The organism is Lentzea sp., assembly GCF_036380075.1.
GTDB lineage: Bacteria > Actinomycetota > Actinomycetes > Mycobacteriales > Pseudonocardiaceae > Lentzea.
Genome location: NZ_DASVFL010000310.1, coordinates 1 through 15,880 on the forward strand (window position 1 = coordinate 1; position 15,880 = coordinate 15,880).

General features: G+C 72.6%; 17 protein-coding genes. 6 read left to right on the forward strand and 11 right to left on the reverse strand.

The window, feature by feature from the left end; all coding sequences use genetic code 11:
- Positions 1-352: 352 nt before the first annotated feature.
- Positions 353-1,408, forward strand: a complete 1,056-nt coding sequence (locus VF330_RS32420; RefSeq protein ID WP_330855516.1) for a GRAS family protein — start codon at positions 353-355, stop codon at positions 1,406-1,408.
- A gap of 17 nt (positions 1,409-1,425) precedes the next feature.
- Here VF330_RS32420 and VF330_RS32425 read toward each other — a convergent pair whose 3' ends face one another.
- Entirely contained in the window at positions 1,426-3,333 is a 1,908-nt protein-coding gene (locus tag VF330_RS32425; protein WP_414675507.1) for an acyltransferase family protein, read from the reverse strand.
- 166 nt (positions 3,334-3,499) lie between these two features.
- Between VF330_RS32425 and VF330_RS32430 the strand changes: the two genes are divergently transcribed.
- The 3 genes from VF330_RS32430 (at position 3,500) to VF330_RS32440 (ending at position 5,564) form a co-directional block, all read left to right on the forward strand.
- The gene (locus VF330_RS32430; protein ID WP_330855518.1) at positions 3,500-3,664 is read left to right on the forward strand and encodes a hypothetical protein; all 165 of its coding nucleotides are present in this window, start codon (positions 3,500-3,502) and stop codon (positions 3,662-3,664) included.
- Positions 3,665-3,688: 24 nt separating this feature from the next.
- Positions 3,689-4,195: a CBS domain-containing protein gene (locus tag VF330_RS32435; protein ID WP_330855519.1), complete on the forward strand. Its 507-nt coding sequence runs from the start codon at positions 3,689-3,691 to the stop codon at positions 4,193-4,195.
- A gap of 85 nt (positions 4,196-4,280) precedes the next feature.
- Positions 4,281-5,564, forward strand: coding sequence for an ArsB/NhaD family transporter (locus tag VF330_RS32440; protein WP_330855520.1), 1,284 nt, complete (start codon positions 4,281-4,283; stop codon positions 5,562-5,564).
- 57 nt (positions 5,565-5,621) lie between these two features.
- Here VF330_RS32440 and VF330_RS32445 read toward each other — a convergent pair whose 3' ends face one another.
- From VF330_RS32445 to VF330_RS32490, 10 genes are all read right to left on the reverse strand, one after another.
- A complete protein-coding gene (locus tag VF330_RS32445) occupies positions 5,622-6,263 on the reverse strand; it encodes a hypothetical protein (protein WP_330855521.1) in 642 nt (213 codons plus the stop codon).
- A 92-nt stretch (positions 6,264-6,355) separates the two neighbouring features.
- Entirely contained in the window at positions 6,356-7,000 is a 645-nt protein-coding gene (locus VF330_RS32450; RefSeq protein ID WP_330855522.1) for a response regulator transcription factor, read from the reverse strand.
- Complete coding sequence (locus tag VF330_RS32455) at positions 6,985-8,055, reverse strand: hypothetical protein (protein WP_330855523.1); 1,071 nt, start codon at positions 8,053-8,055, stop codon at positions 6,985-6,987. Before VF330_RS32455 ends, VF330_RS32450 begins: the two co-directional genes overlap by 16 nt.
- A complete protein-coding gene (locus VF330_RS32460) occupies positions 8,048-9,088 on the reverse strand; it encodes a sensor histidine kinase (protein ID WP_330855524.1) in 1,041 nt (346 codons plus the stop codon). Before VF330_RS32460 ends, VF330_RS32455 begins: the two co-directional genes overlap by 8 nt.
- Positions 9,089-9,154: 66 nt before the next feature.
- A complete protein-coding gene (locus tag VF330_RS32465; RefSeq protein WP_330855525.1) occupies positions 9,155-9,511 on the reverse strand; it encodes a hypothetical protein in 357 nt (118 codons plus the stop codon).
- An 8-nt stretch (positions 9,512-9,519) separates the two neighbouring features.
- Positions 9,520-10,482 carry a hypothetical protein gene (locus VF330_RS32470; RefSeq protein ID WP_330855526.1) on the reverse strand — a complete coding sequence of 321 codons (963 nt, stop codon included), beginning with the start codon at positions 10,480-10,482 and terminating at the stop codon, positions 9,520-9,522.
- A gap of 121 nt (positions 10,483-10,603) precedes the next feature.
- Positions 10,604-11,119 (reverse strand): hypothetical protein, encoded by a 516-nt coding sequence (locus VF330_RS32475; protein ID WP_330855527.1) that lies wholly within the window; start codon positions 11,117-11,119, stop codon positions 10,604-10,606.
- Entirely contained in the window at positions 11,112-12,209 is a 1,098-nt protein-coding gene (locus VF330_RS32480) for a hypothetical protein (RefSeq protein WP_330855528.1), read from the reverse strand. Before VF330_RS32480 ends, VF330_RS32475 begins: the two co-directional genes overlap by 8 nt.
- A gap of 17 nt (positions 12,210-12,226) precedes the next feature.
- A complete protein-coding gene (locus VF330_RS32485) occupies positions 12,227-12,613 on the reverse strand; it encodes a FixH family protein (protein WP_330855529.1) in 387 nt (128 codons plus the stop codon).
- Entirely contained in the window at positions 12,610-13,947 is a 1,338-nt protein-coding gene (locus VF330_RS32490) for a hypothetical protein (protein WP_330855530.1), read from the reverse strand. The genes VF330_RS32485 and VF330_RS32490 overlap by 4 nt, the downstream gene beginning before the upstream one ends.
- Before the next feature lie 136 nt (positions 13,948-14,083).
- Here VF330_RS32490 and VF330_RS32495 point away from each other — a divergent pair, with 136 nt between their 5' ends.
- Together VF330_RS32495 and VF330_RS32500 are read left to right on the forward strand one after the other, a co-directional pair.
- Positions 14,084-15,217, forward strand: a complete 1,134-nt coding sequence (locus tag VF330_RS32495; RefSeq protein ID WP_330855531.1) for a sensor histidine kinase — start codon at positions 14,084-14,086, stop codon at positions 15,215-15,217.
- On the forward strand, positions 15,214-15,879 hold the full coding sequence (locus VF330_RS32500) for a response regulator transcription factor (RefSeq protein WP_330855532.1): 666 nt from the start codon (positions 15,214-15,216) through the stop codon (positions 15,877-15,879). The genes VF330_RS32495 and VF330_RS32500 overlap by 4 nt, the downstream gene beginning before the upstream one ends.
- Position 15,880: the final 1 nt, after the last annotated feature.

The window sequence follows — 15,880 nt, forward strand, 5'->3', positions numbered from 1 at the left end:
ACACCCGCTACGAGCAGTTCCTGTGCCCGGCGCCGGGCCGCAGCCTGCTGATCGAGGAGTACCGCGACACCTGCCCGCACTCCTGATCCCGTGAGCCCGGGTCGCGGCGCCTTCCTCGGCGGGGGCGCCGCGACCCGTCCCACTTCACGACATCGGGTGACGTCCGCGCGGACCGTCGCCACCGGACGGCGCACCTCACCCGGTCGGTGGTCGGCCGGATCACCCCGGTCCAGCCTCGGTCGCCGCGGCGCTGTGCCGCCGTCGCCGCCGGTGATACCGCCGCCACCCGAACGGTCCCGCTCGTGTGCCGAGGTTCTGCGGACGGCCCGGCGCCGACCTAGCTTCGGCCCACGTGACCACTGTGTTCAGCCTCTTCGACGAGGCCGCCGAGGCCGCCAGTCACGACGACCGCGAAGCCCTCGCCGCGGTGCTCAAGCGCGTCCGCGAGTCCGCGGCGACGGACCCGCGGCTGCGCGACTGCTTCCTCGCCGCCTTCGCGTCCCGCCTCGACGCCGCCGGGGGGCACCCCGACCCGTACGCGGAGGAGGTGCCGCGGGCCGACCTGCTCCGGGTGCTGAGCCGGAACCTGCCGCTGCTCGAGGCGACGAGGTTCGCCAACGACCGCCTGCTGTCGTTCCTCGACGGCCGCGAGTCGGCGACCGTGCTCTCCCTGGGCATCGGGCAGGGCCGGCAGGAGTGCGACCTGGTCGAACGGGCGCCGGACCTGCGCTCTCTCACCGTGATCGGCGTCGACGTGTCGGCGGGCTGCCTCGGCGCCGCCGAGACCGCGCTCCGCTCGACGGGGGCCAGGGTCGGCACGGAGGTCGTGTTCCACCCCGTGCGCGCCTGCGCGGGACAGCTCGACGAGTCGGTGTGGCGTCTCGTGCGGGAGGCGCCGCGGCCGTTGCTGGTCACGGCGTCCTTCGCCCTGCACCGCCTGCGCGACGACGAGGGCGGCGACACCAGGACGGCGTTGTTCCGGCGGCTGCGCGACCTGTCCCCCGCCGCGTTCTCCCTGTGCGAACGGAACTCCGACCACCGCGCCGTGCCGTTGCGGACGCGGTTCGCCCAGGCCTGGCGCCACTACAGCGCCCTGTTCGCGGCGATCGACGGCACGGCCGCGACGGAGGCCGAGAAGGCCGCGATGAAGCGGTACTTCGGCCGCGAGATCCAGAACGTCGTCGGCGCGCCCGACACCGAACGCCGCGAGCGCCACGAACCCGCCGACGCCTGGGCCCGCCGCTTCGCCGCCACCGGGTTCCGCCTGCTGCCGGCCCTGCCGTCCGTCGCGCGCGTGCGCGGTGGTTTCCGGACCCGCGCCCTGCCGGACCGCATCGAGCTCGGCTTCGAGGACACCCCGCTCGTCGCCGTGTTCGTCGGCACGCCGGACTGGTCCCACACGGGATGACCACCGCGGCCGCGGGATCAGCTGACCGGCTCCGCGGCGAAGACGGCGTCCAGCGCCTGCTCGACGACCGGGGACAGCGACCGCATCAGCCCGGCGCTCACGTGGTTGTCGTCGAAGTTGACCTGGAGGTCGCCGATGACCGGCGGGCAGAAGCCGTCCGGGCAGAGCTGGTCGCTGAAGTCCAGGAACGCCACGTTCGCGGGCACGTCGAGCTCCGCGTAGGGCGGCACCGGGGCGAGCAGCTCCGCGCGGGGCGCGCCGCACCGAGGTGACGAGACGCCGTGCACGCGCACGCACTCGGGCACCGAGAAGCTGTAGCGGGGGCTGTCGCGCACGGCGACGACCGGGATGCCCTCGGCGTCGAGCTGCCGCCAGCGTTCGACGAACCCCGGCGGCGTCTCCTCGGTCAGTCCCACCTGGACGTTGCGCGTCGACAGGGTGAGGACGAAGTCGGGCCGCAGGGCGATGATCTCGGCCGCGGCCTCCTCGGTGAACGTCAGGCAGCCCTGGTTGCCCGGCATCTTCTCCGACCGCGTGGAGAACGGGCAGCCGCCCCTGAGCATCGCGACGAGCTGCCAGTTGCGGCTCTGCGCGATCGGGGTGAGGGCGGCGAGGTACTGCTGGACGTGGGAGTCGCCGACGAGCACGACCCGTTTGGCCGGTGTGCCGTCGACGGGACCGAAGCAGACCGTGAGCTCCTTGTGCGGCGGGGTCCGGGAGCAGGTCTCGCCGTCGAGGGCGGCGAAGTCGGTGGCCGGTACGGACGCCTGCACGTCGCCCCGCACGCCGGTGAGCTGCCACGTCGCGACCGCGGCCAGCAGCGGCACGAGCAGCAGTGCGGTGAGCTTGCGCGCGCCCCAGGCCGACCTGCGCACGGGTTCCTCGACGAACAGGTGCGTCAGTGCGGCGAGCACGAGCGACGTGGAGATGATCGCGACCCCGCCGAGCAGTCCCGCCTCGGTCTGCCCGCGCACCACGAGGTAGCAGATCAGCACGGGCCAGTGCCACAGGTACAGGGCGTAGCTGAGGTCGCCGAGGTACCGCATCCGCTCGCCGGACAGCCACCGGTCCGCACCGAACCGGCTGCCCGTCGCACCGGCGACGATCACGGCCGCCGCGCACGTCGTCGGCCACAGCGCGAGGTAGCCGGGGAACTGCGCCCCCACCTGCAGGACCAGGCCGCAGAGCAGCAGTCCGAGCAGGCCCGCCCAGCCCAGCACGATCCTCAGTGGACGGACGAGCGACACCGGCCACAGCGCCAGCAGGCCGCCGAAGGCGAACTCCCAGATCCGCGTCGCCGTGTGGAAGTAGGCCAGCGGCTGGTCGACGGCCGTGAGCCACACCGAGAAGGCGAACGAGCCCGCGAACACCACGAGCAACACGCGCGGCAACGACCGGCGCAGCAGCACGACCGCCCCGACCAGCAACGGCCACAGCAGGTAGAACTGGCCCTGGATCGACAACGACCAGAAGTGCTGCACGACGCTCGCCTGGTCGTTCCGCGCGTAGTAGTCGGTGGAGTCGGCCGCCAGCTGCCAGTTCTCGACGAACAGCGCGGCCGCCGTCACCTCGCGGATCGTCTGCGACCACCGGTCCGCGGGCAGCAGCAGCACCCCGGCCGCCACGGTCGCGCCGAGCACCACGAACGCGGCCGGCAACAGCCGGGTGGCCATCCTGCTCCACAACGCGCGCAGGTCGAGCCCGCCGCGCGCCGTGGCGCGCACGAGCTGTCCCGTCACGAGGAACCCGGAGATCAGGAAGAAGACGTCGACGCCACCGGACACCCGGCCGAGCCACACGTGGTAGACGACCACGAGTCCCGCGGCGACCGCGCGCAGCCCCTGGAGCTCGGGACGGTACGTCCGTGGCGGCGGGCTCCGGTCCGCTGAAGACGAACGTGCCGCACCGATCTGTCCACCTGCCACCACGCCAGCGAGGGTCGCCGGTCACCCCTGCCGGCGTCCATCCGTGGCAACACCCAAGTTCACCCCGCGCCACCCCCTCCTCCCGTGGGTAGTTGGGTGCCCCGACGGATCGTTTTCGCAGGCGGCAGCGGCGATCGTGGAAGGCGGCACAGCGAAGGGAGGTGTCATGGAACGCAGCGACCGCCCCACCGCGACCCGACGGCCGCTGAACCCCGTCCTGCTCGGGATCGCCCTGGCGTTGCTGATCGCGGGCGTCGTCACGCCGCACGCCCTGCTCGTCGCCGCCGGACTGGTCGTCGCCGGCCTCGTCGGGCTGAGCCGCAAGCCCTGACCCACGAGCGCACGGGAGGAAACCATGTCCGCACCGGGAAAACTGGCCGGGCGCACCGAACGGGATGATGCCATGCAGGCGCGCGACATCGCCATCAACGTCCCGACCGTCACGGTCGACGACCCGGTCGCCAAGGCGGTGCGGGTGATGGCGGTCAACCGGCTGCCGGGCCTGATCGTCGTGGACGACCGCGCCCGTCCGTGGACCGTGCTGCCGGGAACGCAGGTGCTGCGGCTCGCCGTCCCGTCGTCCTACCAGGAGGACCCGGCGCTCGCCCGCACCATCGACGAGAACGCCGCCGACAGCTTCTGGGTCGAGCTCGCCGACCGCACCGTCGGCGACGTCGCCCCGCGCCAGCGCGCCAAACCCACCACGGTCCGTGACGACGCCACGCTGCTGGAGGTCGCCGCGCTGATGGCGCGCCTGCACACCCCGCTCGTCGCCGTGGTCGACGCCGCCGGCGCCCTGGTCGGCGCCATCACCCTCGACCGCCTCATCACCAGCCTCGCCGTCTACACCGCCGAGGACTGACCCCCGCCGAAGAGCCACTCCCCCCGTCGTCGCCGGTGCGGCTGAACACGCGCCGGCGGCGACTTTTTCCTCCGTTGGGAGCTCAGTGAGCGCTGCTCTCGCCCTGGCGATCTTCCTGGTCGCGTTCTTCTTCATCGCCACCGAGAAGGCGAACAAGGTCAAGGTCGTCCTCGTCGCCGCCGGCCTGATGGCCGTGTTCGGGCTGGTCCCCGGCTCCGAGGTGTTCTTCTCCGAGCACGAGGGGATCGACTGGAACGTCATCTTCCTGCTGTTCGGGATGATGATCATCGTCGGCATCGTCAAGCAGACCGGTGTCTTCGACTACCTGGCGATCTGGGCCGCGAAACGGGCCCGCGGGCGCCCGTACCGCCTGATGGTCATGCTGATGCTCATCACGGCGATCGCATCGCCGTTCCTCGACAACGTCACCACGATCATGCTGGTCGCGCCGGTCACGATCGTCGTGTGCAACCGGCTGCGCATCGCCGCCCAGCCCTACCTCATCGCCGAGGTGCTGGCGTCCAACATCGGCGGCGCCGCGACGTTGATCGGTGATCCGCCGAACATCATCATCGGCAGCCGCGCCGGCCTGTCGTTCACCGACTTCCTCGTGCACATGGCGCCGATCGTCGTCGTCGTGTTCATCGTGTTCGTGCTGCTCACGAAGGTGCTGTTCCGCAAGTCGTTCCAGTACAACGCCGAGCACGTCGAGGCGGTGATGTCGCTGCAGGAACGCCGGGCCATCACCGACCCCGCGATGCTGCGCCGCTGCCTGGCCGTGTTCGCGTTCGTCGTGCTCGGCTTCGGCCTGCACTCCGTGCTGCACCTCGACCCGGCGATCGTCGCGCTCGTCGGCGCGGGCGTGATGATGCTCGTCACGAAGGCCGACGTGGGCGACGTGCTCGCCGAGGTGGAGTGGCCCACGCTCGCGTTCTTCATGGGCCTGTTCGTCATGGTCGCGGGACTCGTCCACACCGGCGTGATCGAGACCGTCGGCACGTGGGCCGTCGGCGCGTTCGGCGACGACTACTTCCTGGCCGCGACCGCCCTGCTGTTCGGGTCGAGCGTGCTCGGGGCGTTCTTCGACAACATCCCGTACGTCGCGACGATGACGCCCGTCGTCGAGGGCATGGTGGCCGAGATCCCGGACGCCGGCACCGGCCAGGCGCTGTGGTGGTCGTTCGCGCTCGGCGCCGACTTCGGCGGCAACGGCACGGCGGTCGCCGCCAGCGCCAACGTCGTGGCGCTCGGCATCGCCGCCCGCGCCGGGCACCGGATCAGCTTCTGGCAGTTCACGCGGTACGGCATCGTGGTGACGTTGATCAGCACGGCGATGGCGTGGGGGTACGTCTGGCTGAGGTACTTCTAGGAGGACCGGCGCGCTCCGCGGCACCCCGCGAGCCGCGGAGCGCGCACCCCCAAGCTCCTAGTTCGTCCAGACGACGGGCGACTTGGTGTACTCGGCGCGGTTGTACTCGGCGCCGGTCACCGCGGAACCGTCCGGCGCGCCGCTCAGCACGCAGGTCTCGAACGACGCACCCGCCGTCGTGAACGTCCTCGGCGCGCTCTGCGAGTCGCACTTGTCGGTGTCGCCGCTGATGATCACGCCGGTGCCCTTGCCGTCCGCGCCGACGCCGCGCAGCGACACCGAGGTGTAGCTCAGGTCGGTGCCGCTCAGGTTCTCGACCTTGACCCGCAGGTAGAACGGCGTGATGTTCTTGGCCTTGTCGCCGAACTTCGCGAGGTCCTCCTTCGCGCCCTGCTCGATCGCGGTGAGGGTGACGGCCATCGTGCCGCTCTTGTCGCTCAGCGTGTAGGGGATCACCGCGCGGGCGCCGACCTTGAGCTTCGTGCCGGGAGGCGTCACCTCGGCGCCGGCGACGGGCGGGACCGCGCCCGAGGTGCTCGCCTTGGTCGGCTTGGAGCTGGACGTGGTCGTCTCGGCGGCGGTGCTGGTGTCCGACGTCGCGGGACTGGCCGTGCCGGTGGTCTCGGAACCGCAGGCCGACAGGAGCAGGCCCGCCGTCGCGGCGGCGGCGATGAACAGGGGGCCACGGGCGTGCGTCACTGGGGAACTCCTCGGACGACTACGGACGGTCACCGAGCAGGCTAAGGCGTTGCGACGAACGGCGGTATCGGTCGTTCACACCACACGGCCGCTCAGAGGTCGTCGAGGCCGATCAGCCCGTCCTGGATGGCCCGCGCGACGAGGGCGGCCTTCGTCGGGGCCTGGCGGCCGATCGCCGCGTACTTCACCCTGATCCGCTCCAGGTGCGAGTTCACGGTGCTGAGGGTGATGTTCAGCCGTTGCGCCACGAACTCCTTCGACTCCGACTGGAACCACTCGACGAGCACCTCGGTCTCGCGCGGCGACAGCGCCGGACGCGTCTCGGAGGAGTCGCCCGCCAGCGCGCCCGCCAGAGCCGGAGGCGTGTACGACTGACCGGCCGCCGCCGCGCGCACCGCCTGCACGAGGTGCTCGGCGCCCTCCGCCTTCGTCAGGTAGCTCAGCGCGCCGATCTCCAGGCACTGCAGCACCACCTCGTCGTCGGCGCGCATCGAGTACACGACGACCCGGCGCCCGTCCTCGACGAGCCTGCGCAACGCCGCCAGCGCGGGCGCGACCCCGCCGAGGTGCAGGTCCAGCACCACCACCGAGGCCTCGGCACCGGGACCGGTCCAGGCGACCTCCGGGTCCTCGCCGCTCGCGACGAGCGCGATGCCCTCCGACGACAGCCAGTGCCCGACCCCCGCGCGCACGACCGGGTGGTCGTCCACCACGACCGCCGTCACGTCGTCCGCCATCGCGCCTCGCTCCTCACCAGTCCGCTGTGGACACTCGTCTCGACCGCCACCGACACCGGCGCGTCCGGGTTGTCCGGCACCGTCTCCGGCGCGTCGGCCACCACCGCCACCCGCACCTCGGTGGCCGTCCTGAGCAGACTCACCTTCGCACGTCCGCTCGCGGCGGCGAGCGCCCGGGCCATCGGCGCCACCAGCTCCCGGCGCACCTCCGTCGGCACCGCCGTCGCCGTGCCGCTGACCGCCAGCGACACCACGACACCGCGCCGTTCCGCCACGTCCACACAGGCCGTCAGCTCGTGCAGCAACGGGTCGGGCACGTCGTCGTTCTCCGCGAACAACCGGCGCAGCTGCACCGCCGCCACCGAGCACCGCAGCCGGGTCGCCTCGTCGTCGACGCCCACCACCTCGTCGGCGAGGTCCGCGAGCAGCGGCAGCAGCGCGCCCAGCTGCCCCTCGAACCCGGCCCGCAGGTCCTGCTCCCGCTGCCGGGCCAGCGCCGCACGGGTGCGGGCCGCGTCCCGTTCGGCGGCGGCCTCCGCGGCCAGCCGCGCGTCGCGCAGCAGCACCCGCGTGATCACCAGGATGCTCACCTGGAAGCTCGTGCCGCTCAGGATCACCACCCCGGCCGTGCCCACGTCCCCGTTCCCGGCGTGCGCGAACCACCCGGCGCAGAGGCAGACGTGCGCGGCCAGCGCGGTGACCAGGGCCTTCGGCCGGTCCACCAGCACGAGCAGCAGGTACCAGCCGACGAGCCCGAACGCCCAGTCCGCCGGGCCGAACGACGCGCCGCCGGGCAACGCGACCGCGGCCAGCACCGACGACGTGAGCACCAGGGCGGTGAGCGGCGCCGCGACGACCACGGGCAGTGCGGCGCCGCCCGCCGCGACGTGACCGGCGACGACGCCGAGGACGGCGGTCAGCAGGGCGTACGCGGTCCAGGCCGCCGGGCCGTGGCCGCGCTCGACGAGCGAGGGCAGCGTGAGGACGAGCTGGACGGCGAAGACCACGACGACGAGCACCCGCCGCGTGGTGGCGAAGACCGCGTGGTCAGTCATCCGCCGGCCACCTCAGCCGGGCCGTGGTCCCCCGCGACGGCACCGACTCGACGACCGCCGAGCCTCCGACGGCCCGCAGCCGTTCCACCACGGACCCGCGCAGCCCCCGCCGGTGCTCGGGCACGGCACCGGGCACGAACCCGCGACCCTCGTCGCGCAGCACGACGGCCGCGCCGCTCCCGTCCCGCGCCACCGCCAGCTCCGCCTCGCCCGTCCCGGCGTGCCGCTCCACGTTCGCGAGCAGCTCCCGCACCGCCCGCACGAACGCCAGCGCCACCCCGGCCGGCACCGGCACCACCTCGGTGGACGCCCGCACGGCCACCGGGCTGTCCCTGGCCACCGCCGCCAGCGCCGCGCCGAGGTCCGCGGTGCCCTGCACACTGCCCCGCTCGGCCAGCACCACCAGGTCACGACGTGCCTGCGCGGCTACCGAGGACGCCTCACCGCCGTGCGCGGCCATCAGGAACGTCGCCGCCGCCGTGTCGTGCAGCAGCGCGAGGTACTCCCGTTCGCGGCGACTGCGGTCCAGGGCGACGGCGGCCGCGCGGTTCTGCTCGGCGGCGCGCTCCCGCAGCACGTCGACCCGCCTGCTCGACCGGCGCAGCAGCTCGAGGGCCAGCCGCGCGAGCACCGACTCCAGCACCGCCCGCACCAGCACCGCCTGCACCGCCACACCGGGATCGGCCACCGCGACCTGCACCGCCAGCAGCCCCACCGTCGCGGGCACCGTGACCCGCGGGGGCCACTGCCACTGCCAGGTGATCAGCGTCGTCGTGAGGACCGTCAGCACCCACTGCCCCGCGCCGCCGCCCAGCACCACCGACAGCAGAACGACCCGGGCGAACGCCACCGGCAACGCCACGCGCGGCAGGCGGAAGTCGGCGACCGAGGTGAGCACGACGACCCCGAACACCGCCCAGCCGAGCGACGTGTGCAGCGAGAACGCGCCGAACAGGCTGATCAGGACGACGACGGCACCGCGGACCGGGCCCGCGAGCCGGTTCACCGTCGCGAGCAGCCTGGTCTCCAGCACGACCGCATCCTCTCAGGTGGATGCCCGAGGTATTCAATTCGGTCGGCACTGACGTGATGAAGAGGATCAGACTCGGACGCGGCCCTTGGTGGTCCACCGCCGGTAGCCCGCCGCCACGGCCTCGGCCTCCGTCTCGAAGGTCATGTCGCCCTTCATGCGCCGGTAGTACGGCGAGTCGGCCGTGTGGTAGACCATCGTCTTCGAGTTCCCCTTGAGCGGCACCGGCTTCGGCTTCGGCCGCGCGACCGGCGGCTGCTGCTCCACGACCACCTTCTCCCCCGTGAGCCGCGGCGCGGGCAGCGCCAGCACCTGCTTCGGCGGGTCGGCCTTGAGCCGGCCGCGCACCGCCAGCCAGGTCAGCAGCGACCCGAGGGCGAACGACACCGCGCACAGCGCGAACATCTGCGAGAACAACCAGAGCACGGGAACTCCTAACGGACGACGACGTCGACCTGGCGGGTGGCCGGGTCGTACTCGTCGGGGGCGGGACGGGTCTCGGTGGCGATCAACGCGGGCGACACTCCCTGGCCGACCAGGACGTCGCGCACCATCTGCGCGCGCTTCTCCGCCACCTGCGGATCGGTGCCGTGCGCCACCAACGTGATCGAGGCGCGCGGTGCGACGAGGAGCATGCGCGCGACGCGCTGGACGAGCACCGTTCCGTGCCCCTCCCACGCCGTGGTGCCCTGCACGAACCGGATCGCGCCGTTGCCGTCGACCATGCGGCTGATCGAGTCGTGCAGCGCCTCGACGTTCAGGTCGCCGGCGACGGTGGACGGTCCGACCTCGACGCGGTCGGTGACCTGCAGGCCGTTCGTCGCGCTCCGGACGGCGTCGCGCAGGGCCTTGGCGCGCTCCTCGTCGGGCACGCGGGCGGCGACCGCGACCTGTCCGTTGTGGACGGTCGCGGTCACGTCGGAGACCTTGGCGGACAGCACCGCCTCCACGAGCCGCCCGACGACGGCGGGCGGGATCGGCAGCGTGCCGCCGAGCCGCAACGCCGCCGTGACGCGGTGGTCGCCGGCTTTCGTCACGTCGAGCAGCGCGCGCCGTTCGACGTCGTCGGCCACCGCCCCGGACAGCAGCAGCTCGGCGCCGCGCAGGGCCACGAGCAGCTGCTCGGGCTCGGCCGTGCGGACGTCGGTGTCGCCGACGCCGGACACGTCCGACACGACGGCGCGCACGGCGTCGGCCGAGCGCGGCGAGACCTCGCTGACCACGACCGAGCGGCCGCTGACCGCGACGACGCCGTGGTAGCCGGCCTTCCCGAGCGCTGTCCGCACGTCGGCGTCCAGCGTTCTTTCGATGCCAGCGCCGTGAACGAACACGCCGGTGGCGGCGAGCAGCGCGGGCACCAACAGCCCGCCGATCCAAACCGCGTGAGGCAAACGCACGGCGGAGGGCTTACCGGACCGCGCGGCCGGAGTTCCAGCCACCCAATCCGTTAGGACCGAACTTCACCCGGTCAGGTGGTGACTCCCCGGGTCCGCGTCCCGGGGAGCCACCTGTCCTGCGCTAGACCGTCGTCCGCGTCCGGCGCCACGCGATGACGATCAGCGCGACCAGGCCGAACAGCGGGATCGTGCTGATCGCCCACGACAGGCCCATCGGCGGTCCCGGCTGCTCCATGACCTGGAGGTTCTTCAGCTCGCCGGTGGCCGGTCCGGCGGGACCGTCGATGTCGAACCTGAACGCCCACGTGCCCGGCTCGGGCAGCGCCTGGATGTCGAGTCCCCACACCTCCCGCTTGCGCGGGTGGCGGGCGAGCGGGTCGTCGTTGAACTCCTTGCCGTTGTACAGCAGGGTCAGCGTGCCCTTCTTGTCCGCGACGCCGCCCTCCGGCGCGAACGTGAAGTCGAGCGACTGCATGGCCTTGACGGGCCAGGTGCTGAAGCCGACCGTCAGGTCGTACGGTCCCGCCTGGACCTTCTCGGTGTGCACGACGTTCACCGGCTCGAAGGCGAGCGCGGGAGCGGTGAGGCCGAACAGCAGCGCGACGGCGCCCGCGAGTCCCAGCAACGTCCTACGCATGGGTGTTCTCCTTGACCGGCGCGAGGTGGCGCAGCATCTGTCCGAACCGGCGGCCGAGCATCCCGGCGAGGGCACCGAGCACCGCACCGGCGACGACGGTGGCGACGTAGCGGTCGAGAGCCGGGAACTTCGCGCCGTACACGAGGATGCGCTGCACGGGTGCCAGCGCCGTGATGATCACGCCGCCCACCAGGCCGGGGACCCACGCGGGCAGGCCGCGCAGCACCTCCACGGCGACCGCGACGAGCAGCAGGCTCATCGGGATCATGTTCGGCAGGCCGGGAACGCCGTCGGTGTAGTCGCGCAACGGCAGGCCCGTCGCGTGCGCGTAGACCTCGGTCGCCCACGGCGAGAACCACCAGAACACGGCCTGCAGCACCGCGACCACCGCACCGACGGCCAGCGCGCCGCCCCGCCGGTTGAGCACGTAGGCGCCCATGAACAGGATCATCACCGAGAAGAACGCGCTGCCGGCGTTGACCGTGTTCACCAGTCCGCCGGGCAGGGCGCGCAGGCCCAGCACGGTCACCATGCTGAAGGTGAGCAGCGTGGCCGCGGCACCCGCGACGCCGTAGGTGCCCCACTTCTGGTCGCGGGCGACCGCGAAGACCATGACCGCGCCGACCATCGTGATGGAGATCGACAGCAGCAGCCCGATGTGCGGCGGCGAGTCGATCACGGCGTCGAAGCCGTAGAGACCGTGCCACCACTGGTCCCACAGGCCGTACACCAGGAACAGCGCCGCGCCGATGCCGGAGACGAGGTAGCCGACGGGCGCGGCGAAGGTGCGGCCGAAGACGCCGACCGCGCGACCGCCGACCACCGGGTCGACCGCCTTGTCGCGCTTGGTGTTCGCCGTCGTGAGGAGCACGACGGCGAGGCTCGCGAGGCCCGAGATGGCGCTGCCCGCGTACAGGAACAGGTGCGGCAGCGTGAAGAACGTGTCGGGGCCGACGTCGGTGTGCCACTGGATGTCCCAGGTCAGTCCGACGAGCGAGGTGACGGCACCGGCGAGCACGACGCTCGCGGGAACCAGCCCCCTCGGGACGGCCACCCTCGCCGACGGCGCGGCGACTGCGGTGATGTCCACTTGTGGTTCTCCCCCTTCTAGGTGAGCAGCAGCGGGATGACGACCCGCTCCGCGCTGAGTGACACGGTGATCTCCCATTGCCCGGCCATGTCCAGGCCGACGTCGCCGACCCGGTAGTGGCCCGGTCCGACCGGTGCCGCGGTGATCGGGGCCAGCGCGTGGCCCATCTGCGGCATGGCGGGTTCGACCGTCACGTCGCCGCTCGCGGCGCCGCCGGAGCGGTCGGTGACCCGCAGGTCGAGGGAGTTGGTGCCGGATCTGGTGCTGGCAGGTGTGAGCTCGAACCGGTACCGGCCGCTCTCGGCGACCTGCGGCCGTGCCTCGACGTCGCGCGGCCACAGCACCAGCACCGCGGCGGCGATCGCGACGACCGCGGCCAGGGCTCCCCACACGGGGCGCTTCACTTCGTCGCAGCTCCCTTCGCCGCCGGCACGTCGATCTCCTTCGGGACGGTGACGACCGAGTAGTCCCGTTCGACCTGGATCCACACGAGGTACCTGCCGGGCAACGGGAACGAGTACGTGAACGGCACGTCCGGCCCGTACGCGGCCACGCTCTCGTCGGGCTTGTCCGGCATGCCGGGGACCGGCGGGATCATCGAGTGCACGTGCGCCCAGATCGGCGCGTCGGCCGGTCCCGTGCCGGTGACCGGCCCGACGACGATCATGTGCCCGAGCATGCCGAGCCACGGCTGCAGGTCGCTCTCGCCGAACTTCGCCGTGATCGTGGTCGGCCTGCCCGCTTCGCGGATCTCCGTGGTGACGTCGGCCTTCCCGGCCTCCGGCGGCGTGCCGGTCCCGGTGACGTCGACGGCGGAGCGCAGCAGCTGCACTCCCCCGCCGCGCCGGGCGATCTCGGCGGCCACGGCGTGCCGGCCCTGCTCCGGGTCCTTCAGCCGGGCCCGGTACTCGCCGGGCGCGGTGCGGACCGGGTGCAGGTGGCGGAGGTGCCCGGCCGGTGACACGACCACGAGGTGGACGAACGCGCTGTCGTGCACCAGCAGGTCGTCCACCGGCCGCCCGGACGAGCCGTCGGTCAGGCCGAGCACGAGGTCGGTGCCCTCCATGCGCGGCACCAGGTTCACCGGCGGCCGTGAGAAGTCCATTATGGACGTTCGCTCGTACGGGTTCGTGACGTTGTCGAACGTCGGGTCGAGCTGGGTGCCGGGCGCCGCGACCGGCGGGATGGAGGGCGACAGCAACGCCGCCGTGACCCCCACCGCGATCGCCGCGACCATGCCGGCCGTCGGCACCAGCGCCAAGCCGGGCCTGCCGGACACCGCGGCCAGCAACGCCAGCAGCAGCAACGCGCCGGCCGCGATGAACCCGCCGTAGGTCGCGTTCTCCCACGGCGAGGCCACGAGCGCGGGCACGACGAACGGGATGCTCGCCTCGTCGACCATCAGCTCCCACGGACCTGGCCGGTCCACGTGCACGACACCGGGGTGGAAACCCGGCTTGTCCCCGAGGGCGACCTTCACCGAGCTCGTCGGCGCGCCGACCGCCCGCGCCGTCAGCGTGATCTCCCCCGGCGGCGACCCGGCGTGCGTCACCACGTCGACGTGCACGGGTCCCGGCACCTCCGCGGCCCGCCGGATGATCACCGTGAGCTCGCGGTCGCCGAGGCTCTGCGCGACGTGGAGGTCCGCGCCGGACTGGGCGCCGTCGGCCGCCGCCGGGCCGACGACCCCGAGGATCGCAGTCAGCAGGAGCAGCAGGATCGCAAGACTTCGCTTCATCGCGGCAGAACGTATCGATCACGGCGGTCCCGGCGCGTCACTGCCGGGACTGAAACCGGGTCCCCCGCGCGGGGGACTCCCGACCCCTGCACAGCGGGAGGACCCCGGGGCCGCGATCCGGCAGGATTGCCGTGCGATGGACTCGATCAGGATCCCCTTGAGGCACCAGTCGTGGCTGGTGGCCGCCGTGTGCATGGTCGCGGACGCCGGTTTCGTGCTGCTCGAGCACAAGACGGTGTGGCAGACGGCCGTAGTCCTGGGGTTGACGCTCGCGGTCGACGCGGCGCTCGCCGGTCCCGCGAAGCTCTCCGGCTGGGTGGCCGCGGCGCAGGCGCTGCTGCCGGTGCTGGTCCTGTTCGCCTTCGGCCGGGGCGTCGACGCGAACGAGGCCGGTCTGCTGATCGCCGGCTACCGCGCGGGAGCGTGGCTGCGCGGCACCCCCGCGTACCTGTCGCTGGGCCTGCTGTCCGCGAGCCTCGTGACGTGCATCCTGGCCGTGGGCCACGGCCCGGTGACGGCGGCGCTGGTGGCGGCCAAGGCGGGCGTGCTGCCGTGGCTCGTCGGCCGCTACACCACCGCCCGCCGCGCGTACCTCGCCGAGCTGGAGAAGCGGTCGGAGATGGAACAACGCGACGCGACCGCGGCCGTCGCCAAGGCCGTGAGCGAGGAACGCAGCGCGATCGCCCGCGACCTGCACGACGTGATCGTGCACCACGTGAGCGCGATAGGCCTGCACGCCGGAGCGGCCCGCCTCGGCCTGCCCTCGGGCGACACCCGGCTCGCGCTGTCGCTGCGGTCCGTGGAGATCGCGAGCCGCGCGGCCATGGTCGACCTGCGGCACCTGCTCGACCTGCTGCACGGCGACAGGTCGGAGGGCGCCCGGCAACCCGGCCTCGACAACCTCGACGAGCTGCTCGACGGCGTCCGTTCCGCCGGGGTCCCCGCCCGCCTGGTGATGAGCGGCCGGCGGCGGGACGTGCCGGAGTCGTTGGACGTCACGGTCTACCGGATCATCCAGGAGATGCTCACCAACGCCCTGCGCCACGGCGACGCGTCCGGCGTGACCGTGACCCTGGAGTACGCTCCGGCGGCGCTGGTGGTCACCGCCGAGAACACCGCGGGAACCCGCGACGGCACCGGTTCCGTGCGCAGGGGCCTGGTGGGCATCCGCAACCGCGCGTCGATGTTCGCCGGCGCCACCAGCTCCGGCCTGGACCCGGACGGCAAGACGTGGCGCACCACCGTCACGTTCCCCCTGGAGGCGTCATGACCCTGACGGTGCTGCTCGCCGACGACCACGCGATGCTGCGCTCGGGCATGCGCGCCATCTTCGACACGCAGCCGGACCTCGAATGCGTGGCGGAGGTGGCCGACGGCCGGGCCGCCGTCACGGAGGTGGCCCGCCTGCGCCCGGACGTCGCCGTGCTGGACATCCGCATGCCGAAGCTGGACGGCCTGGGCGCCACGGAGCAGATCCTGTCCGACCCGGCCAACCGCACGAAGGTGTTGCTGCTGACCACTTACGACTCCGACGAGTACGTCTACCGCGCGCTGAAGGCGGGCGCCTCCGGCTTCCTGCTGAAGTCGTTGCCGCCGGAGGAGCTGATCTCCGCCCTCCGCGTGGCCGCCCGCGGTGACGCGCTGATAGACCCTTCCGTCACCCAACGGCTGATCGCCCGGTTCGCGGTCAGTCTTGCGCCGCCTCCCACGCCACCGCAGCTGGCCCTGCTGACGGCGCGGGAGCGCGAGGTGTTGCAACTCGTGGCCGCCGCTTACTCCAACGCGGAGATCGCCGCGCTGCTGCACGTCGGGGACGAGACGGTGAAGACGCACGTGTCGCGGGTGCTGGCGAAGCTGGGGTTGCGGGACCGGGTGCACGCGGTGGCTTTCGCGCACATGAACGGGTTGGTGCAGGCCCGGCCCACGTCGTAAC

Excerpts from the sequence above, each read along its gene's own strand:
- VF330_RS32430 (WP_330855518.1), top strand. The coding sequence starts at position 3,500 with ATGGAACGCAGCGACCGCCCCACCGCGACCCGACGGCCGCTGAACCCC.
- VF330_RS32435 (WP_330855519.1), top strand. The coding sequence starts at position 3,689 with ATGTCCGCACCGGGAAAACTGGCCGGGCGCACCGAACGGGATGATGCC.
- VF330_RS32450 (WP_330855522.1), bottom strand. The coding sequence starts at position 7,000 with ATGGCGGACGACGTGACGGCGGTCGTGGTGGACGACCACCCGGTCGTG.
- VF330_RS32455 (WP_330855523.1), bottom strand. The coding sequence starts at position 8,055 with ATGACTGACCACGCGGTCTTCGCCACCACGCGGCGGGTGCTCGTCGTC.
- VF330_RS32475 (WP_330855527.1), bottom strand. The coding sequence starts at position 11,119 with ATGCGTAGGACGTTGCTGGGACTCGCGGGCGCCGTCGCGCTGCTGTTC.
- VF330_RS32490 (WP_330855530.1), bottom strand. The coding sequence starts at position 13,947 with ATGAAGCGAAGTCTTGCGATCCTGCTGCTCCTGCTGACTGCGATCCTC.
- VF330_RS32495 (WP_330855531.1), top strand. The coding sequence starts at position 14,084 with ATGGACTCGATCAGGATCCCCTTGAGGCACCAGTCGTGGCTGGTGGCC.
- VF330_RS32500 (WP_330855532.1), top strand. The coding sequence starts at position 15,214 with ATGACCCTGACGGTGCTGCTCGCCGACGACCACGCGATGCTGCGCTCG.